The 19,819-nt window shown below is 34.0% G+C and carries 21 protein-coding genes; all 21 read right to left on the bottom strand.

What is annotated here, in order from left to right:
- Positions 1–15: 15 nt before the first annotated feature.
- The 21 genes from IPH11_18965 to acpS all read right to left on the bottom strand — a co-directional run bounded on the left by IPH11_18965 (position 16) and on the right by acpS (position 19,800).
- A complete protein-coding gene (locus IPH11_18965) occupies positions 16–870 on the bottom strand; it encodes a M23 family metallopeptidase (GenBank protein MBK6915637.1) in 855 nt (284 codons plus the stop codon).
- A gap of 130 nt (positions 871–1,000) precedes the next feature.
- Positions 1,001–2,014: an HPr kinase/phosphorylase gene (locus IPH11_18960; GenBank protein MBK6915636.1), complete on the bottom strand. Its 1,014-nt coding sequence runs from the start codon at positions 2,012–2,014 to the stop codon at positions 1,001–1,003.
- Positions 2,011–2,316, bottom strand: coding sequence for a ribosome-associated translation inhibitor RaiA (raiA, locus tag IPH11_18955; protein ID MBK6915635.1), 306 nt, complete (start codon positions 2,314–2,316; stop codon positions 2,011–2,013). The genes IPH11_18960 and raiA overlap by 4 nt, the downstream gene beginning before the upstream one ends.
- Before the next feature lie 14 nt (positions 2,317–2,330).
- Entirely contained in the window at positions 2,331–3,212 is an 882-nt protein-coding gene (locus IPH11_18950; GenBank protein MBK6915634.1) for a tyrosine-type recombinase/integrase, read from the bottom strand.
- Positions 3,212–5,545 carry a type I DNA topoisomerase gene (topA, locus tag IPH11_18945; GenBank protein MBK6915633.1) on the bottom strand — a complete coding sequence of 778 codons (2,334 nt, stop codon included), beginning with the start codon at positions 5,543–5,545 and terminating at the stop codon, positions 3,212–3,214. The genes IPH11_18950 and topA overlap by 1 nt, the downstream gene beginning before the upstream one ends.
- A gap of 101 nt (positions 5,546–5,646) precedes the next feature.
- Positions 5,647–6,075: an rRNA maturation RNase YbeY gene (gene ybeY / locus IPH11_18940; protein MBK6915632.1), complete on the bottom strand. Its 429-nt coding sequence runs from the start codon at positions 6,073–6,075 to the stop codon at positions 5,647–5,649.
- A gap of 8 nt (positions 6,076–6,083) precedes the next feature.
- Positions 6,084–6,662 carry a gamma carbonic anhydrase family protein gene (locus tag IPH11_18935; GenBank protein MBK6915631.1) on the bottom strand — a complete coding sequence of 193 codons (579 nt, stop codon included), beginning with the start codon at positions 6,660–6,662 and terminating at the stop codon, positions 6,084–6,086.
- Positions 6,635–7,327 carry a DUF3108 domain-containing protein gene (locus tag IPH11_18930; GenBank protein ID MBK6915630.1) on the bottom strand — a complete coding sequence of 231 codons (693 nt, stop codon included), beginning with the start codon at positions 7,325–7,327 and terminating at the stop codon, positions 6,635–6,637. The genes IPH11_18935 and IPH11_18930 overlap by 28 nt, the downstream gene beginning before the upstream one ends.
- A 121-nt stretch (positions 7,328–7,448) precedes the next feature.
- On the bottom strand, positions 7,449–9,062 hold the full coding sequence (locus tag IPH11_18925) for a S41 family peptidase (protein MBK6915629.1): 1,614 nt from the start codon (positions 9,060–9,062) through the stop codon (positions 7,449–7,451).
- Positions 9,063–9,090: 28 nt separating this feature from the next.
- Positions 9,091–10,242 (bottom strand): hypothetical protein, encoded by a 1,152-nt coding sequence (locus IPH11_18920; protein MBK6915628.1) that lies wholly within the window; start codon positions 10,240–10,242, stop codon positions 9,091–9,093.
- A gap of 18 nt (positions 10,243–10,260) precedes the next feature.
- Entirely contained in the window at positions 10,261–10,731 is a 471-nt protein-coding gene (locus IPH11_18915) for a hypothetical protein (GenBank protein ID MBK6915627.1), read from the bottom strand.
- Positions 10,731–11,459, bottom strand: coding sequence for a glycosyltransferase (locus IPH11_18910; protein ID MBK6915626.1), 729 nt, complete (start codon positions 11,457–11,459; stop codon positions 10,731–10,733). Before IPH11_18910 ends, IPH11_18915 begins: the two co-directional genes overlap by 1 nt.
- Before the next feature lie 11 nt (positions 11,460–11,470).
- Positions 11,471–12,403, bottom strand: a complete 933-nt coding sequence (locus IPH11_18905; protein ID MBK6915625.1) for a DUF2279 domain-containing protein — start codon at positions 12,401–12,403, stop codon at positions 11,471–11,473.
- A gap of 58 nt (positions 12,404–12,461) precedes the next feature.
- Positions 12,462–13,970 (bottom strand): lysine--tRNA ligase, encoded by a 1,509-nt coding sequence (lysS, locus tag IPH11_18900; GenBank protein ID MBK6915624.1) that lies wholly within the window; start codon positions 13,968–13,970, stop codon positions 12,462–12,464.
- 10 nt (positions 13,971–13,980) lie between these two features.
- Entirely contained in the window at positions 13,981–15,489 is a 1,509-nt protein-coding gene (dacB, locus tag IPH11_18895; GenBank protein MBK6915623.1) for a D-alanyl-D-alanine carboxypeptidase/D-alanyl-D-alanine-endopeptidase, read from the bottom strand.
- Positions 15,479–16,183 (bottom strand): rRNA pseudouridine synthase, encoded by a 705-nt coding sequence (locus IPH11_18890; GenBank protein MBK6915622.1) that lies wholly within the window; start codon positions 16,181–16,183, stop codon positions 15,479–15,481. Before IPH11_18890 ends, dacB begins: the two co-directional genes overlap by 11 nt.
- Positions 16,170–16,823 carry an SMC-Scp complex subunit ScpB gene (gene scpB, locus IPH11_18885; protein MBK6915621.1) on the bottom strand — a complete coding sequence of 218 codons (654 nt, stop codon included), beginning with the start codon at positions 16,821–16,823 and terminating at the stop codon, positions 16,170–16,172. Before scpB ends, IPH11_18890 begins: the two co-directional genes overlap by 14 nt.
- Entirely contained in the window at positions 16,816–17,535 is a 720-nt protein-coding gene (locus tag IPH11_18880; GenBank protein ID MBK6915620.1) for a segregation/condensation protein A, read from the bottom strand. The genes scpB and IPH11_18880 overlap by 8 nt, the downstream gene beginning before the upstream one ends.
- Positions 17,535–18,515 (bottom strand): tryptophan--tRNA ligase, encoded by a 981-nt coding sequence (trpS, locus tag IPH11_18875; GenBank protein MBK6915619.1) that lies wholly within the window; start codon positions 18,513–18,515, stop codon positions 17,535–17,537. Before trpS ends, IPH11_18880 begins: the two co-directional genes overlap by 1 nt.
- A gap of 69 nt (positions 18,516–18,584) precedes the next feature.
- Positions 18,585–19,016, bottom strand: a complete 432-nt coding sequence (locus IPH11_18870; GenBank protein ID MBK6915618.1) for an HNH endonuclease — start codon at positions 19,014–19,016, stop codon at positions 18,585–18,587.
- A 406-nt stretch (positions 19,017–19,422) separates the two neighbouring features.
- On the bottom strand, positions 19,423–19,800 hold the full coding sequence (gene acpS, locus IPH11_18865) for a holo-ACP synthase (GenBank protein ID MBK6915617.1): 378 nt from the start codon (positions 19,798–19,800) through the stop codon (positions 19,423–19,425).
- Between the last annotated feature and the right edge of the window lie 19 nt (positions 19,801–19,819).

Genomic DNA, 19,819 nt, shown 5'->3' with positions numbered 1-19,819 from the left:
GTTCTCTTCTACCCTTTATTTAATTTTATTTAAGTCAAATACTGCAAGATCTTGAAAGAAAAAGTCTTCAGGATTTAGTTTGACACCATCATGATGAACCTCATAATGAAGATGTGGACCGATTGATAAGCCTGAATTTCCTGATCTCGCTATATTCATTCCTCGTTTTATTTTTTGACCTACCTTAACATTTGAGCTGGATAAATGTGCATACAGCGATTCATATCCAAAGCCATGGTCAATCACAACACAAAGTCCATAACCGTTCCTGCTGCCCGCAAAAGTCACTGTTCCATTACCTGGAGCATAAACAGGCGTTCCGGTATCGGTTATGATGTCCACCCCGTCGTGCATTCTATTTATGTGAAGTATCGGATGAAATCGCATTCCAAAACCATGCTCAGCTAATGTACCTGCACAAGGTTTTAATGCAGGGATGGATTCATAAAGAATTTTATTCTCTTTAAGTTTTGCGGTGATTTTTTTGTAATAATTTTTTTCAAACTCAAGTTTTCTTGTAACCTCATCAACAAGCGCCAATGCGGAACTAATATCTTCATTTCCAGATAAACTTGAGAAATCTAAGTCACTAAAAATTTTATTTCCACCCACTCCAACTTGTCTTTCATCTTCAGATAATGGAGGCAAGTTTGCCATAATTCTCAAATCATTGTTCTTCGAAGAGATACTATCAAGTTCAGTACTTAATAAGCTAAATTGATCTGAAATTTGTATTAGTTTACTTTTAAGGGCATTATTTTCAGCAATTAAAACTTTGATGTCAGATTTAGAATTAGTAAAGTTGGAAATGACCGTATAAACACCAAAAACTATCAAAGAAATCATGAAAGTTGCTGAAGTTAAAGACAATAGCAACTTTCTCCTAAAGTTTTTTATTTCAATAAACTTTAGTTTTTGGCGCGAAAAGTAATAAAATTTTTTCATAATTTAGGGACGGAATCTAAGCAAATAAGAGTGATTTGTCAAGTGAAGAATTTAATTATTCGAAATCATGTTCAAAATAGTCAACACCTCTTTGAATTCCCTTTTGTTTAGTGCGTAATTCAACATTTAATTTTTCCTGAAACTCTTTTGCCGCATCATAACCGTAATGTTTTAAGAGGTAATTCAGGCTAATTACTTCCGAAATAACAGTGATGTTTTTCCCAGGGAATATTGGTAATTTGACGTATGGAACATCAACCTCAGAAATAGAAATTGTGGTTTCGTCAAGACCTGTTCGAGTGTACTCCCCTTTTTCGTCCCAAACTTCTAATTCTACTATTATTTCTAATCTTTTTTGGAATCTAATTGCACGGATTCCAAACATTTTAGAAATATCTATTATTCCTAATCCTCTAATCTCTAAAAAATGTTTGGCTAAATTAGTTCCGGTTCCCATGAGGATACCTTCACCCTTTTTTGTAAAAATAATTATATCGTCTGCAACCAGCCGGTGCCCCCGTTCAACGAGATCAAGAGCGACTTCACTTTTCCCGATACCGGATTTGCCGACAAAAAGAATTCCGACTCCATATACGTCAACAAACGACCCGTGTAAAGAAATACGCGGTGCGAACTGATCATCTAAAAAGTCACTTACGAGATAAACTAATTTAGTTGTGGCGTGGCTTGAAACGAATACGGGTATTTCATGTTTGTTTGCTTCATCAATTAATACCGGGAATGGTTTGTTCCCATCAGTTAAAATCACACAAGGTAGATCGAAACTGAAAGCCCGGGAAAGAGTTTTCCTTTTTTGACTGTCATCAAGTTGAGCAAGATAATGCATTTCAGTATTGCCAAATACCTGCACTCTTTTATAAGAAAATAAATCCACAAACCCGGCTAATGCTAAACCGGGTCTGTGCAAATTTTGATCAAAAATAAATTTTTTAAGATTTACAGTTTCATTTTGTAAAGTAAGTTTTGCAAGCTTTTTTGCATTTGTATAAAAAAAATCGACAGTGATGGATTCTTTTTTACTAATTGCTTTGTGGTCAATTTTAATCATTTATGTCTAGCTGTTGTTCTTTTAGATTTTGTTTTGTCTAATTGTCGGGCTAACTTTTCTACTGAGGCAGTAACCGACTTTTTAAAATCGTCAGTTTCGTGAGCAGCATTTAAAATCTGACCGGGAATCTTCACGATTATTTCGGCAGTTTTTAAATCTTCTTTCGCTTTTTGGTAACTGAGTATCACATCAGCACTTAAAATTCCATCGTAAAATTTTTCTAATGATGAAACTTCATCTTTAATGAAAGTTTTAAGTGTATCGTGAGCTTTAAACTTTCTGGCCGTTATTGAAATGTTCATTGTATCCTCCGAAATTATGATTTTGGATGTGATTTTTTATAAGTTGATTTTAGCCTTTCAATACTAACATGAGTGTAAATCTGAGTCGTCGAAAGATTTTGATGACCTAGTATTTCTTTAACTGCAAGAATATCTGCTCCGTTATCGAGCATATGAGTTGCAGCACTATGTCTAAGTATGTGCGGGCTTCGTTTTTTGATATCAGTAATTTGAGATAAGTATTTTCTAACTAATCTATAAACCATTTGTGGATATATTTTTTTGCCATCACTAGTCGTGAAAAAATATTTTCCGTTAAAAATATTTTGCCTCTGAAGAATGTATTTTTCTAAAACTTGTTTTGATTTATCCCCGATAGGAACGATTCTAGTTCTATCACCCTTACCAGTTATTCTTAGAGTCTGCTCATTCAAATCTACATCAATGCTTAGTAAATTACATAGTTCACTTCGTCTTAAAGCACAACCGTAAAGCACTTCAAAAATAGCTTTTACCAGGATAGGATCATCATCTTTCTGATCAATAATTTTATAAAGCATGTCTGTAGAATCTACTGATATTATTCCGGGTAATTTTCTCGACAATCTCGGGTTGGTTAAGTCCGATGTTGGATTAATCTCAATATAATTATTCTGAAATGCATACTTAAATAATCCTCTGACCGCAGAGAGTTTTCTTGATATAGAGTTTTTATCCAAACCTGATTGACTAAGCTTCATTAGAAATGACTTAATAAATTTTTCAGTTATATCTTCGATATTCAGTTTTGAACAGCTTATTGAAAAGTCTCTGAAGGCTAATAAATCACCCTTATAAGCTTCAACTGTCATTAAAGAATATCTTCTGACAAATTCCAGTTCCTCAAGGTATTGATCAACAATTTTTGCAATGCTCATCATAAATCATTTACAGTTTCTTCAACTTGCTGGATAATTTTTTCTTCACCACAAACAGGACATTTAAAATAATTTCCTTTTTTTACACTATACTTTTTTTCCATGTAATTTGAATCAGCATTAGGACAAGGTTCACTGACAGGCTTATTCCAACTTACAAAATCACATTTGGGATATCTTGAGCAGCTATAAAATATTTTTTTGCGTTTTGACTGCCGCTCAACTACCATCCCCTCTTTACACTTAGGACAGCTAACACCAGTGTCAAGATTCTTTATAAAATCGCACTCAGGATATTTTTCGCAGCCAATGAATCGTCCAAATTTTCCATTCCGGAAAACAGTTCTGTTGCCACATTTTTCGCATTTCTCGCCAGTGTATTCCGGCTCACTATTTTGGGAAGCAATATCTCTAAATGATTTAATATTTTTACAAGTCGGGTAATTGCTGCAAGCTAAGTATTTACCGAATCTACCAATTTTAATTTCCATTTCGTGTCCGCACAAATCACAAATTATTTTTTCAATATTAGCCTCAACCTGCTTTAATGTTTGATTAAAAGGAGTATAAAAATCATTCAAGACTTTGATATAATTATTTTCGCCCTGGGCTATTTCGTCTAACTCACTTTCCATTTTACTTGTAAAGTCTTCGTTGATAATATTTGGAAAGTTTTTGACGAGTATTTTGTTCACCTCAATTCCAAGCTTTGTTGGAAATAATTTTTTTTCAGTAAGCAGGACATATTTTCTATCCTGTATCGTGCTGATTGTCTGCGCATAAGTGCTTGGTCTTCCAATGCCTTTGCTTTCCAACTCTTTAATTAAAGAACTCTCGGTGAACCGTGCAGGAGGTTTTGTAAAGTGCTGAGTTTCTTTTAACTCGGATAGCTTTAGTGATTGATCTTTTTCAAGCCCAAGAGGAATTTTTTCATTTCGATATTCTTCTTTCTCTTCAGCATTTTCTTTAGGCTCCAAAATTTCCTCATACATTTGTTGAAAGCCGCTGAAAAGAATCGTAGTGCCCAAGGCTCTAAAAACAAATTCTTGTGCAGTAATTTCAACAACAGTAGTTTCCATTAAAGCTGGCGCCATCTGTGAGGCAACAAATCGTTTCCAAACTAATTCGTACAATTTAAATGTTCTACTATCAAGGTAGGGTTTCACAAATTCCGGTGTAAATTTTAATGATGTAGGTCTAATTGCTTCGTGAGCATCTTGAACATTGCTCTTCCCTTTTGCAGTAAAAGTATTTGGCTTTTCCGGCAGATATTCGTTACCAAATTTCGTATTAATAAATTCTCTTACACTGGTTAAAGCTTCGTCACTAACTCGAGTGGAATCAGTTCTCATATAAGTAATTAGTCCAACTGTACCTTCGGTTCCAAGTTCAATTCCTTCATAAAGTTTTTGAGCAAGCATCATAGTTTGCTTCGGGCGCATACCAAGTCTGCGGGAGGCTTCCGATTGAATTGTACTAGTTATGAATGGTGCTGGAGCATTTCTTTTAATTTGTCTTTTTGAAATATTCGAGATAATAAACTGTTTTAGCTTATTTATTCTGTCATAAATACTTTGAGCTTCAGCTTGATTTCTTATTGCGAAATATTCATTGTAAAATTCTTTCCACTCTTCTTCAGACATCTGAGGTTTAGGAGGAATTTTAATTTCATTTTTATTAATACTGAATAGTTTTGCCTTGAAAGATTCTTTCTGCTCTGTTTCAAAGACAGCCCAAATTGACCAATATTCTGTTGGGACAAAATTTTGAATCAGTACTTCCCTATCACAAATTATTTTTAATGCTACTGATTGAACTCGACCGGCAGATACTGAGCCGCTACCTGAAATTTCGATGACAGCCTTCCATAAAAATGGGCTGATTTTATATCCGATTATTCTATCCATTACTCTTCTTGCCCGCTGAGAAAACACAAGATGACTGTCAATTTCTCTCGGGGATTTCATTGCACGTTCAATTCCGGTTTTGGTAATTTCATTAAATAAAACCCGGTGAAGTAAAGCTTCACTATTGCCGTTAAGAATATCAGCGATATCCTGTGCAATTGCTTCGCCTTCACGGTCAGGGTCAGTAGCGATATATATGTTTTTACTTTTATTCGCCAGCGATTTGATCTTTTTAATTACATCGCCTTTCCCACGAATATTCAAGTACTGAGCTTCAAAATTTTTATCTACATCAACTCCAAGTTTAGTTTTTGGTAAGTCCCTGATATGCCCGATAGTAGCTTCAACTATAAAATTTTTACCAAGATATTTATTTATTGTTTTTGCTTTAGAAGGTGATTCGACTAACACTAAATTTTTTGACATTTATACTATTTGCTTTCTGATTTATTTGGAATGAATCATATAGATTGAAATTTTAAAATGACTCAGTTCTTAAATTGAATATACACTTATTGGATTTCATTCTACTGCAATAAAAGAAATTTAAACATATTAAGCAATTCATTTTCTTTTTTTCTCATTAATATTTTTTCTGATTTACCTTTATCGTTTAATCCTGTCAAGTGAAGAATTCCATGAATTATTAATCTCCCGATTTCTTCTAAAAAATTCGCCTTATACTTTTTAGCATTTTCTATGGCATTTTCATACGAAATAAAAATTTCCCCATCAATTAATTTATTATCACCGGAATAATTGAACGTAATAATATCTGTATAAAAATCGTGGTTTAAATATTTTTTATTTATTTCAAGCAAATCATTTGCTGAAATAAAATTTATTGTTAAAGCTTCAATTTCAATTTGCAGATGCCGTTTAATTTTTCCAACAAAAGAGTGAATAGATCTTTTCTTCAATGTATAGCCTGAAGTATTAATTACGAGATTTTTAATCAATTAAGTTACCCGCGTAATTTATTTGCAAATTTTATCAACGAATCAACTGTAATTTTTGTGTAATTAACATAACGTTCGGCAGATTTTTCAAAATCATTTATTTCAGTTTCAGTCAAGTCCCGAATTATTTTCGCCGGTACTCCAGCAACTAATTTCCCGGAAGGGACAACAAAATTTTGTTTAACAACCGAACCAGCTGCCACGATGGAATATTTTTCAACAATTGCTCCATCAAGAATTATTGCACCCATCCCTATCAAACATAAATCATGAAGAATGCAGCCATGAAGTGTAACTGAGTGCCCAATAGTTACTTCACTTCCAATGTTTAGTGGAAATTTCCCATTCGTAACATGAAGCATTGAGCAATCCTGAATGTTAGTTCGTGCACCTATTTTTATATAATGTACATCTCCGCGAATAACGGAGTTATACCAGACACTGGAGCTTTTTCCAATCTCGACATTACCAATAATTTTTACTCCTGATGCCAGAAATACAGTTGATTCTATTTTAGGAAATGAATCCTGGTACGGAAACAACTTTTGTTCGGAATCTAATTTTTGTAAACCGGGGGGTTCCATCCTGTGCGCTTCCATTTTTTTAGTTCTAAAGTAATGTTGCCGATAATGACCTTCATCTTTGCGACAATTGGAATTGAAGCTTCGTCGTTAGAGAACCATCCTTCAAAATATCCTGTTAAGCCAAAAATGCTGACAAAATCTGTATTGCCATCGAGATGTATGCAGTCAATGTCATAGTCAACAGCATCAATCGAAACTCCTTCAGGCTCGTTATGAAAATTTATAATGGTCTTTTCTTTTTTTTCAGCAACAAAACAGGGAATGTTTTCAGAGTGATTCTTACCAAGTTTCATTCTGGCGTAATAAAATAATGACAGACCATCCTGGTAAAAAGATTCCATTTTGCCGGTTGTATCTGTCCAAATATCTTTCGGTGAACGGTTTCCTTTTATCACCCTTACTTTCATATTTTTTTTATCGAAGTGATATTCAGTAAAAGTAGTATCTTCCTCCCCCTTAATAGTCCCTCTAAAAAAAACCGGATAATAAGTTGTGTCGAATTTGCTTTCATAAATTTGATGGAGATCAACAAATGGTACTCCGGAATACGAATCAATATAGCCAATCGTTAAAAAATAATTATGGTTATTTTCTTTAATTACATTTTGGACTTTTACTCTTACTTCCCCAAGTTCGATCGGACCAAACCGTACGACATAAGTCAAATCTTCACCATCAAGAAGAAATTTATAGTCTTTCTTAGCTGACGAATGATTCTGACAGAAGATGGTTTGCCCCGCATAAAAAAAGAATACAACTAATATTAAAATAGTTAAAGTAAATTTTTCATTTTAAGTTTGCGATTGATTTGGCTTCGGAAAACAAAGTTAATGCTTTCGATACTTGATCATCACTTTTAATCATGATCGAGTACCATCCTTCATTTTTCCAAAAGTTTCGTGCAATTTCTGCTTTTAGGCGCGTAAGTATATAACTTTTATCTTTGGTAAAATCTTCACTCGAAAATTTTACTTCTTTGTTTTCTGCAAATTTAATAAGGTTATTTATCTCAGTTTCATTTAACTCAAATGTTGAATTAAATTTTTTGAGTTCGCCATTAAACACCGACAGAATATTGTTTTTGTTTATGTCTAAGTATTTGAGTACAAATTCATAAAAAACATTATTTTTTAAAAGATTGGTTGAATAGTCAGTTAGTTTTTCATTTTTTACAATGTAGTCCGGCGTGATACCACCACCTCCAAAAACTTTTCTGCCGCTTTCAGTTAAAAAATATTCTGCAGATGAATCGCTTTCAGTATTGTGTTCTATATTTTCGCCTTCAACTTCCACTCGATTTTGAGCGTCAGCATAATAATCATCTTTACTTTTTATAGTTTTATAATCGCGCTGAATAGAACGACCGGAGGGGGTATAATATTTTGAAATGGTTAACCGTATTGCTGAATTATCAGAAAGATCAAATTGTTTTTGAACGAGACCTTTCCCAAATGAAGTTTCACCTATTATTAAACCGCGATCCCAATCTTGAATAGCGCCTGCAACTATCTCACTTGCAGATGCACTGCCGTGGTTAATCAGAACGATTAATGGAATTTTTTCATACTCCGAATATTTCGAAGCATTATAATCCTCATTGTATTCCGATCTTCTTCCCTTTGTAAAAACGCTTTTTTTCTTGCCATCAATAAACAGATCAGAAATATCCACTGCCTGTTTGAGATAGCCGCCCGGATTACTTCTCAAATCTAAAATTAACTGTGTCATACCGCTTTTCTTTAAATCATTCAAAGAGCTTTTTAGTTCATCGAAAGTAGTTTCAGAAAATCTTGAAACACTGACATATCCGGTCTGCTGGTCTATCATCAAATGTGAATCAATGGAATAAAGAGGAATTTTATCACGAGTTATTTCATAATCAATAAGATCTTTGTTGCCATTTCGAAGTATTGCAACATTCACCTTTGTTCCTGCTTCTCCACGCAAAGTGGCTTGCACTTTCTCAGTTGATACACCAATAAAATTTTTTCCATCTACCTTAATAATTCTGTCGCCGGGTAAAATACCAAGCTGCTCACTCGGTCCACCGGTGATAGATGAAACGACCACAACTGTATCATTGACTATCTGAAACTCGATCCCTATTCCTTCAAAGTCACCTCGAAAAGATTCTTCAATATTTTCAAGCTGATTTGCGGGAATATAAACTGAATGTGGATCTAAATCGGCAAGTAAACCATTGATTGCATCCTCAACTAATTTTTGCGTATCAACATCCTCTACATAATATTTTTGCGTGAGCGATAAAACGTCCTCGAATTTATCAACGCTGTCTTTCAATTTATCACTCGAGAATAATTTTTCTATTTGAATACCAAGAATTATTCCCACTGCTAAAAATAAAATAAGAAAAGGAATTTTTATTTTTTCAAAATTCATAATTGATCCAAAATTTATAATCTTGTAATTAGACGAAACAAAGTACTAAATAATCTATTTTAAAATTACTCTGAAGATTTTCACTAATGTAGTTCATATCTAAGATCAGGTAAAGTTGTTTTATCGGTTCGAAAGATAATTTAACCGAAAATATTCTGCCGTATTCTAAATCACCATCTAAATATTTTGAATTTTCCGAATCAAATAGTCTGTGTCCGAGTTGAATATCACCGCCGACATTTTTGCTGATAATCCCATCAGAATTAAGGGGATTGGCTCCATGAATGAAATAAGTAAAGGAGGTAGTAACAGATAATCTGTAAGTTAGTCTATAATCAAACCCTAAATAATAAAGTGAAGTATTCGGATTTGAAATAGAGCTAAGCGAGTAATTATAATTTGAAAAATTATTCCGAATCAAGCGATGAGAAAAGACATAAGGATCAACCCGAACATACTCAGCATTAATATCAATAGGAATTAAGTCATATAAACTGCTCGACGAGGCACCAATAGTTAATAACATTTGATTTCCCCACCAACCTGTACCCAATTTTGAAAAATCTATGTCATCCAATAGGAGAGTGGAATAAAATTTCAATCCTTTGATTGAAGTATTATTAAAATCCAAAAACAGCATAGAGTTATCCCTATCTCTATTTGCATGCTCAGTTGATTTGTAAAAATTAAATGGATTAAGGTAGGAGAGATCAATTGGTCTGTCACCATAAATAATAAATTCTCCAAACCCAAAATCTATATCGCTGGAAATATTAAAACCTATTCTGTGATAACCGATATATTTTTCATCAATCTGTCTAACACTTCCATTAATAAAACTTGTATCTGAAATTGACTGTCCCAACAATTTTCCATGGAAAAAACTAAAAGTAAAAAATTTATAATCAATTTTTAATGAGACATAATTAAATAAAGGCGAATTATCTCCAAGAAAAGTTTTCACCCGACCATAACCAAGATTTAATCTATCACTTCCAATTTTAAATTTGACTAAATCAAAATCTGCAGTCAAGTAACCAAAAGTATCATCAAAAAAAGATGAATCCTGATTCTCATTAAACTTATAATTGAATTTTAGTTTATCACTTAGTGAAGACGAAGCGCGATCTCCAAATGCACTGCCATTATAACCTGAAATAAGAAAACCAAAATTATTCATAAATGTTCCGCGAATTTCTCAACCGATAAGTGCAAGTCCGCCGAATGAATTTTTTATTGATGGTTTAGAAGCTGAAATAAGTTGCGATTCACAAAATACATTAATAAATATTGAAGCGGATGAATCATAAAAGTAAAACAAATATTTATTTCGTTGTGAAAATAAATCATAGCCATTTGAATCAATTATTTTTGAGGTGTGTTCTAGTGAATTAGAAATCTCAAATTCATATTCAAGTAAAAAATCTGCTAACATTTTTTTATCAATATTATCGAGCAGCGACTCATTTTCTTTCACAGTAATAAGTAACCTTGAAATTTCTTTTCTCGTTTTTGGAAGTTCAAATGAATTGTAACCATCTATAATATTCAGATTATCCATTCGCTCAAGAAAATTGTAAACCTTATTATCCGATTGAACATATTCAGCCTGCGCAAGTATATTACAAGCTGCTGAAAAAACTATGAATAAGTAAAAATATATTTTCACTATCTCACTTGTTCCCAAATTTTTGAAATTGCTTTATTTCTAATCAGTACCGAGAAACCGTTTTTAACCCATGTGCTCGTAATGTTTAAATATCCCAGCTTTCTAAATCTTCTTGGGGATTCAAAGACAAAAATATCTCTTGCATAAAGTACTTTTCCTAATTTGCGAATTCTTACAAACATATTAAAATCTTCTCCGGCAGCGATATCTTCTCTGTAGCCATTTAACTTTTGAAATACAGGAGCACGGATTACCTGACACTCGCCCCTCCCCATCCCTATTCCAATAAAATTAAGTAAGTAAAAGTAATGATTAAAAAAGAAGTGAAAGAATTTATCAATAAAAATTTCTTCGGCGGGAAATATTTTCACAAATGTTGTCATTGCTAAAAATTCAGAATTGATAAATTTCATATTGATGTAGTTAAAAAATGAATCAACATTTTGAAGTAACACATCAGCATTAATAAATATTATATTTTCACCTGCCGCTAATTTTGCCCCTCTGTTTCTGCCTTCGGCAATATTTTGCAAATTTTCAGAAGAGTGCACTGTAACTTTGTCAGCATATTTTAACGCTACTTGAACAGTTTTATCAATACTGCCGCCATCTGAAACGATGACTTCGTAATCAAATTTTGATTTTAATTCTTCAACGCAAATCTGTTTCAAGATTGCCGGCAAAAGCTTTTCCTCATTTAATGTCGGAATTACAAAACTAAATTTCAATATATTACCTGTCAAAATGCAAAAGCAAGAAATGCAGCATTCGGTGAAATTCTGATTCCCGGCAATGGAAAGTGAATATAGTTAAGTGTATTCTTAATAAATTGCCAGAATTCACCATGAAGTGGAATCTGTTCTGCGTCGAAATCTAATCCTAAATAGAATTCGGAATCCCCACCCCCAACGCCATCCAACTTATCAACACCATAACCTACAGCCAGATTAAGAAAATCAGGCCAGTATTTTGCAGCAGATTCAGGAAGCAGCTCTTCCATTCTGAATGCTAACCAATATTTCTGCCCTTCGTAATCATCAATTACGCTAAACGTTTCTCCACTGCGAAATTTTTGTGATGGCAGATAAGAGATTTTCATTTGAAAGTTTTTTAAATATGGGAAATAATATTGGCTGGTGCTGAATGCTGCACCTAAAAAATCAGCAGCAGCATCACCAGGACTGAAACCCCACTTTGGTCCAAACCCATCTTCAATTTCAACGTACATCTGAAAAGCAAAAGCGGCGATACCAGAATATAGATATGAGTCTTCAATCGAAAAGTTAGCAGCTTCCAGACCGGCAGAAAAAGCATGCGCAAGAAGAGTGGTTCCAAAAAAGTGTCCAACTTTGTCAATTGACCGAGCATACGCCCAGTCATTTGTAAAGTGGAAAGGTACCTTCTGGTCGCTCCACCAGGCTTTCTGTTGATATAGGTGCATCCCAATTCCTGAACCCAGATACAGCGCACTTAAAGTTCCTAAAATTGTATAATCAATTTCAGTTTTCAATGGATCATAATTATTATCTTCTGATTCATCTATTAAAAAACTTTGGCTGTAATTCAGTTTCTCAAATTGGATTGGAATATTCTTTACAATTAAATTTTGACCATAAATGAATTGTGTTAATAATACAATTATACTCAAAATATTAAAACCAATTGGCTTCATTTTTTTATGTTAAAATATCAAAAACTAAACTAAGAAATAAGTCAGTTTTTTAGAGCGATTATTGAACTTCAGGTTTCATTTGCGGGAAGAATATAACATCTCTAATTGAAGATTCATTTGTCAGAAGCATTACCAATCTATCAATTCCAACTCCCAACCCTGCAGTCGGGGGCATTCCATACTCGATAGCGCGAATAAAATCTTCATCAAGTTGATGTGCTTCTTCATCGCCGGCTTCTTTCATTTTTAATTGATCTTCAAATCGCGCACGTTGATCAAGCGGATCATTTAATTCGGAGAACGCATTACACAATTCTCTTCCGGCGGCAAAAACCTCGAATCGTTCGACCACTCCCTTTTTTGTTCTATGTTTTTTTGCAAGCGGGGAAATTTCCAATGGATAATCAACAACGAAAGTTGGTTGAATTAGTTTTGGTTGAATTAGTACGCTAAATAATTCGTCTATCAATTTTGCTTTACCTTCATTCGGATTAACTTCTACTTGAAGTCTTTCAGCTGCCGCGTGAAGTTCTTCAACCGAAGCATCTACAATGTTAAGGCTTGTTTTGTCAAGTAAAGAATCTACCATAGAAATTCTTTTCCACGGTGAGGCAAAATTTATTTTATTATTTTCAAATTCAAATTCGTGCTTACCAAAAACTTCCTGACAAATATAATTAAACATCTGTTCGACGAATCTCATCATCCATTCATAATCTTTATACGGGACATAGAGTTCCATCATAGTAAATTCAGGATTATGGGTTTTATCCATTCCTTCATTCCTAAAGTCTTTAGAAATTTCATAAACACCATTAAAGCCGCCAACAATTAATCTTTTTAAATACAACTCATCGGCAATTCTTAAATACAAATCAGTGTCAAGAGTATTGTGATGCGTGATAAACGGTCTTGCTGCAGCCCCGCCGTACAATGGTTGTAATATTGGAGTTTCTACTTCGAGATATCCGTAAGAGTCCAAAAGCCTTCTGATGGCAGAAACAACTTTACTTCGCAAATAAAATGTATTCCTTATTTGGGGATTAACTATCAAGTCAACATATCTTTGGCGGTAGCGTAATTCTTTATCTACGAATTGATCGAATAAAGTTTTGTTCCCATTTTCATCAATCACTTCCTTTGGTATTGGCAGAGGTCTGATTGATTTAGCGAGAAGTTGTAAAGATTTTGTGTGTACAGAAATTTCACCTGTTTTAGTTTTAAAAACATATCCTTCAACTCCAATAATATCTCCAATATCCATTAGCTTAAAGGCATCATAGCTTTGACCCACATCATCCTTTCTAAGATATATTTGTACTCTGCCCAGATGATCCTGAATATGCGCAAAAGAAGCTTTGCCCATGCGTCGAAGAGCCATTAAGCGACCAGCGATTTTGACATTCATTTCGCTGCCTTCAACAAAATTATTTTTAATAGTTTCAGAATTTGAATCAACTTCAAATGAATAAGCGTATGTTTCAAATCCAAGTTTTGTCAATTCGTCAAGTTCTTCTAATCTTCGTTTTATAAGAACATTAAGATCCTGTTGAGGATTATTATCCAAAGTGCCTCCGTTATTTTCTTTTAAAGTTTGCTAATCTTAAACATATAAGATCCTGAATATTTTCTGCAAGTTTATCGGGAACAAGATAATTATTTACAATCATCGAAAAGGCTACTGGTTCTTTATCACCGGTATAAACATACCCGGAAAGGCTTCTTACGCCTTCGAGAAATCCGGTTTTAGCACGTACGTTATTCCTCGTCTGCGAATAAGTCATGCGTTTCCCGAGCGTTCCATCTGTGCCTGCGATTGGTAGTGAATTATAAAAAGGAATGAAGTATGGACTTTTGTAGATGTAATCAAGCACCGCAACAATATTGCGCGGTGAAATGAGATTAAGCCTGGATAATCCGCTGCCGTCAACAAGTCTGATACTTTCAGGATTTATGCCTATCTCATTCAAAAAAGTTTTTTCAGCTTTTATTCCGTTAGCGGTTGAACCAAAACCTTCTATTTCAAGTCCGATCGTTTTTAGTAGTAATTCAGCATAAAGATTGTAAGAATTTTTATTAATCACTTTTACAATATCTTTTAGCTCAGGCGAATGATATGAAAAAAGAAAATTTGCTTTTGAATAATCAATCGGGCTGCTGATATCATCAATGTCAACAGGATAACCACTGACTTTGATTCCCTTTTTTTTTAGTACGTCTTTAAAAGTGACGACAGAAAATTGGGTAGGGTTATTTACACTTACGAATGTTTTGAAAGAATCAGCATAAGCTCCGATATGACCAAATACATTTATCACATTTGTCCCGCGTTCTCTGTAAACATCAATAGAGGCTTTTGAATCGTCATCGAGTACTTCAACATTATTCAGAATTACAACATATTTTATATCTGGAAGAATATTAATATCTACTGTTTTTTTATTCCTATTCGGTTCGATTATTAAGTCAACGCAATTATCATTGAATGATAGAGCACTCGTTGGAGCAGAATACCAATAGCTCTCATTTTCCCACGACCATCCTGGCGCCAAGCCGATATCATCAAAATAATTATCATCGCCGATAATGTTGCCTTTAATTTCATCAATCCCATTGCGAAGCAGAGAGTCAGCCCAGTTACTGAACACAGCCGTCATGTCGCCATCGTGAAATCTTGCAGATAAAGTTGGATCACCCCTTCCCTGAATAATTAAATCACCCTGCAGAATAGACCCGTCAATTTCACCTCTGTAAAATACATCAGTAGAGTAAGTATAATCTTCACCAAGCAAAAATAGTGCAGCAGCAGTTGTTAAAATTTTTAAATTTGAGGCAGGCGTAAAAAGCTTATCCTCATTCTTTTTATAAAAATATTCTCCATTCGCAAGAGATTGTATTACCACTCCCCACTCTGCGCCATTAAAACTCGGGTCATTAAATATATCCTCTATTTGTGACCAGAGTTCCGGAATGGTAAGCTGAGCATATTTTGGAATAGAATCTGAAGTAGTGTTCTCATTCCTAATCTGTGCATTCACCGTGAAAGCAAATATCAGTATCAATAAGTGAAAATATTTATTTAACATTTTTCTTTCTTAAAGATTCAACTTCTGATTGAGAAAGTTTCCGGTACTCACCTACCGGTATATCTGCTGTCAATCCGCCAAAACTTTTTCTGTTTAACTGGATTACATTATACCCTAAAGCTCTGAACATATCTTTGACAAAATGATTTCTGCCTTCCATCGCTGTTACTTCAACAGATTTTCTATCGCGCGGTTTTGGAAAATTGATTATAGCAAATTTTCCTCTTTTGTTATCAAGATAAATCCCTTTCAGCAATTTTTTTCTATCTTCATCTGTCAATGGTTTCTCAAGCCTTACTTCGTATACGCGGGCAATATTATTTTTAGGATGAGTCAAGAAATTTTTAAACTCGCCATCGTTTGTTAATATTAAAACACCTGTTGTGTTAAAATCTAATCTACCAACCGGATAAATTTTTTCTTTAGTTTTAATTAGATCAATAACCGTTATTCTTTTCTTTTCATCTATCGTGGAAGAAATAATGCCTTTGGGTTTATTTAAAAGAAAATAAACATGAGAAGATGGTTTTAGTAATTCACCATCAAGCTCAACCTTGTCCTTTTCTAAATCAACTTTGAAAGTAAGATCAACTATGACTTTGTCGTTTATAGTAACCCTGCCTTCGTTAATAAACTCTTCAGCTTTTCTTCGCGATGCAATACCGCAATCCGCAATATATTTATTCAGTCTGATCATTATTTTCCGTTTCGTTTTCCAGAGATTGTTCAGTTGCTTCTTCCAAAGCGTTCATCATAATTTTTCTCTTTTGATCGAGGAAATCTTCGTCATTCATAATATCTTCAATCTCGCGCGGCTTTGGTAGATCACTAAGTTTATTTAATCCAAAATAAATCAAGAACTGATCAGTTGTTCCATATAGTAAAGGACGACCAATAGATTCTGCTCTGCCTTTTATTGTTATAAGATTTTTTTCGAGTAGTGTAGTGATGATATAATCCGAATTTACTCCTCTGATTGATTCGAGTTCTGGTTTTGTTACCGGTTGTTTGTAAGCAATGATAGCAAGAGTTTCTAGCGCAGCCTGGCTTAATCTTCTTTTACTTTTTTCGGATGAAAGATAACCGATGTATTTTGCTGTTTCAGGGGAGGTGGCAAATAAAAACCCGTTAGCTACTTTTATTATTCTAAAAGAAATATTTTGTTGAATATAATGCTGATTGAGCTGATCAACTGCTGCTTCAATTTCTTCTGTGGGAATATTTATTTCTTCACCATCAATGCCTTGAATTGCTCTTGCAATTTCAACTGAAGATATAGGCTCGTCAGAGGAAAATATTAATGATTCAATAACTGTAGTATAGACACTATCCATCTGTTAATCTCAATATTACAAAATCATTATAATTTTTAGATTCATGAATACCTATTTTCCCTGCTTTAACTAGTTCCAGCAAGGCAACAAAAGTAATGACAATTCTGATTTTTTCGTGCATTTCGTAAACAAGACTTAAAAAGTGCAGTTCATGAATCTCTTCAAGTTTATTAAGTATAAAAGAAATCTGTTCATCAATTGAAATATTTATTTTCTTTATTTCATGAACAACTTCCGTTTTTATTTCGTCAATTATTTTTTTGAATGCTTTGGCTAAATCATAAATAGTTACATTCTTTAACAAGATGTTCAAATCGGCAGGCGATTCTTTTGGGTCAGCTTCATTATTCCCGCGGAAGCTGATTTTACGCTGCTCGGATTCAAAGTCAGAAAATTCTTCAGCCATTTCTTTATAGCGTTTATATTCGAGTAATGCTTTTATAAGATCCGCCCGCGGATCAATCTCATCGCCTTTCTCGTCAATCTCTCGTGGAAGAAGCAGTCTTACTTTTATGTGCATCAGTGTTGAAGCCATTAAAATAAAATCACCTGCGATTTCAAGATCAAGGTCCTTAATAAGATTGACATATTCTAAAAATTCCTTCGTGATTTTTGAGATTGGGATGTCATAAATATTCAACTCGTCCCGCTTAATAAAAAACAGAAGCAAATCGAGCGGACCTTCAAAATGATCTAATTTAATTTTATACATTAACCAAACTTCATTTTGTCGTGAACTTCATTCATAGTTTCAACTGCAACTTTTTTACCTCGCTTCTCGCCATCGGCTAAAATATTTAGAACAAGATCAATATTGCTCTCATAAAATTTTCGCTTTTCTTGTATTGGTTCAAGGAATGTGGAAATTTTTTGAGCACATCTCATTTTACAATCAAAGCAGCCGAGCTGACCTGAACGACATCTCTCATTTATTTCAGGGATTTGATCTAAATTAAATTTTTTATGATAGGAAAAAATTAGGCAGATATCCGGATTTCCCGGATCACCTTTTCTTACTTTCTGTGGATCGGTAACAGCTTTTTTTAATTTTGTTTTTACTTCATCAGACGGATCAGAAAGTAAAATCGTATTGCCAAGAGATTTACTCATTTTAGCTCCCCCATCAAGTCCGGGTAGTCTTGCAAAATTTGTCAGCATAGCATCCGGTTCAGGAAAAATTTTTCCGTATTGGTTATTAAATCGTCTCGCTATCTCCCGACTGATTTCAATATGAGGGACTTGGTCTTCACCAACGGGAACTGCTTCACCTTTATAAAGAAGAATGTCAGCGGTTTGCAAAACAGGATAACCAAGATGACCATAAATTATGTTTTCGATTTTCAAATCACGTACTTGATCTTTAACCGTAGGGTTTCTTTCAAGACGATTTACACTGATAAGCATACCGAGTATCAGATTTAATTCTGTGTGTTCTTTTATTTGAGACTGCCTAAACATTGGACTTTTTTCAGGATTCAACCCTGCGGATAGCCAATCAATCAACATTTCGATAGAATTATTGTATACATCAGATGTATCAAGGTTGGTGGTCAATACGTGATAATCTGCAATCAGGTGGAAGTTTTGGTTTTCATCCTGCAGCTTGACCCAATTTTCTAAAGCACCTACGTAATGCCCCAAATGAAGTTTCCCCGTTGGGCGCATCCCGCTTAAAATTCTCTTCATCAAAATCCTGAAATATTATGGAGGAAAAATAACAATAATGGACTAGAAATTCTTAGGAATTTGTAACTCAACAGGTTAAGATAGATAAAGAAATGGTTTCCAATTCTCGTCTAGTTTACCGACAACATTTTTAATAAACATAATATGACTCGGTTTGAATGGGCTCTTCGACAACGGCATCCCGGCTTCGGTCGGAGTCCGATCACCCTTTTTATTATTACAAACAGTACAAGCGCAAATCAGATTTTCCCAGCTATCAGTACCACCGCGGGCTTTTGGAATAACATGGTCAATCGTTAGAAGCAAATCGCTTCTGCCGCAGTAGGCGCATTGGTAGCTATCACGCCTTAAAATATTTTTTCTCGTTAAAACAACTTTTTTATAAGGAACGGTTACAAAACTTGCAAGTCGTATCACGCTAGGCCATGGAAATGTTTTGGATACAGCCCTTAAAGATTTTCTTTTGTCATCAACAACCACTTCAGCTTTTCCAAGAAATACAAGAATGAATGCCTTCTTAATCGTGCACACTGTCAGAGGTTCGTAGCTTTGATTTAAGATAAGGACCTTTGCATTTAGTTTACCATTGATTCGTTTGGAAGGTTCGAAGACAAACTCCGGATTCACTTATTTATTTTTGAACTAACAATTAACCTGAACACAATCCTCAATATTAAAATTAGAAATGCAAATCCGAGAATATAAACATTAGATTCTGTTGGAACTGTTTTTGTAAACATTAAGACCAGCAAAATCACAATAGCCGTCATTGAGGCATAATTAAAAATATTATATGTTTTTTTATTTAGCATCTAAAAACAATTCTAATTAATCATGCGTAAACATATCTATTTGACCTTTCTAAATCAATATCTGATTAATTCAATAAAGTGGAATAAAACGGACTAGTTGGTTAGGAAAGTTTATAAATTATTGCCACACAGGTGACATAATTTTTTGAATGACTCATAGAAATTTTTAAACTTTTATCATTAGAAAGAAATGAACTTAATTTTCCACTTAAGTTTACTAAAGGCATTCCATTAGCTTCGTTCAATATTTCAATATTTTGCCAGCTAAGATTTTCGTGCCAGCCTGTTGCCAATGCTTTATAGACAGCTTCCTTCGCCGCAAATCTTGCTGCAAAATGCTGATACTTATTACTTTTGCTTAAGCAATACTCCAACTCATTTTTGGTAAATACTTTGTTTAAAAATCTTTCTTTGTAAGTATCTATACTATATCTGATTCTTTCTATCTCAATAATGTCTATTCCAATTCCAATTACCATTTGTTTACTTTCAAATAAA

It is taken from the genome of Ignavibacteriales bacterium, assembly GCA_016709155.1.
Lineage (GTDB): Bacteria > Bacteroidota > Ignavibacteria > Ignavibacteriales > Ignavibacteriaceae > JADJEI01.
The sequence above is the reverse complement of the archived record's forward strand: the minus strand, read 5'-3'. Positions and strand labels throughout refer to the sequence as shown.

Coding starts and splice junctions, on each gene's coding strand:
- IPH11_18960 (MBK6915636.1), bottom strand. CDS start 2,014: ATGATTAAAATTGACCACAAAGCAATTAGTAAAAAAGAATCCATCACT.
- raiA (MBK6915635.1), bottom strand. CDS start 2,316: ATGAACATTTCAATAACGGCCAGAAAGTTTAAAGCTCACGATACACTT.
- IPH11_18950 (MBK6915634.1), bottom strand. CDS start 3,212: ATGAGCATTGCAAAAATTGTTGATCAATACCTTGAGGAACTGGAATTT.
- topA (MBK6915633.1), bottom strand. CDS start 5,545: ATGTCAAAAAATTTAGTGTTAGTCGAATCACCTTCTAAAGCAAAAACA.
- IPH11_18935 (MBK6915631.1), bottom strand. CDS start 6,662: ATGGAACCCCCCGGTTTACAAAAATTAGATTCCGAACAAAAGTTGTTT.
- IPH11_18925 (MBK6915629.1), bottom strand. CDS start 9,062: ATGAATTTTGAAAAAATAAAAATTCCTTTTCTTATTTTATTTTTAGCA.
- IPH11_18920 (MBK6915628.1), bottom strand. CDS start 10,242: ATGAATAATTTTGGTTTTCTTATTTCAGGTTATAATGGCAGTGCATTT.
- IPH11_18905 (MBK6915625.1), bottom strand. CDS start 12,403: ATGAAGCCAATTGGTTTTAATATTTTGAGTATAATTGTATTATTAACA.
- dacB (MBK6915623.1), bottom strand. CDS start 15,489: ATGTTAAATAAATATTTTCACTTATTGATACTGATATTTGCTTTCACG.
- scpB (MBK6915621.1), bottom strand. CDS start 16,823: ATGGATAGTGTCTATACTACAGTTATTGAATCATTAATATTTTCCTCT.
- IPH11_18880 (MBK6915620.1), bottom strand. CDS start 17,535: ATGTATAAAATTAAATTAGATCATTTTGAAGGTCCGCTCGATTTGCTT.
- acpS (MBK6915617.1), bottom strand. CDS start 19,800: ATGGTAATTGGAATTGGAATAGACATTATTGAGATAGAAAGAATCAGA.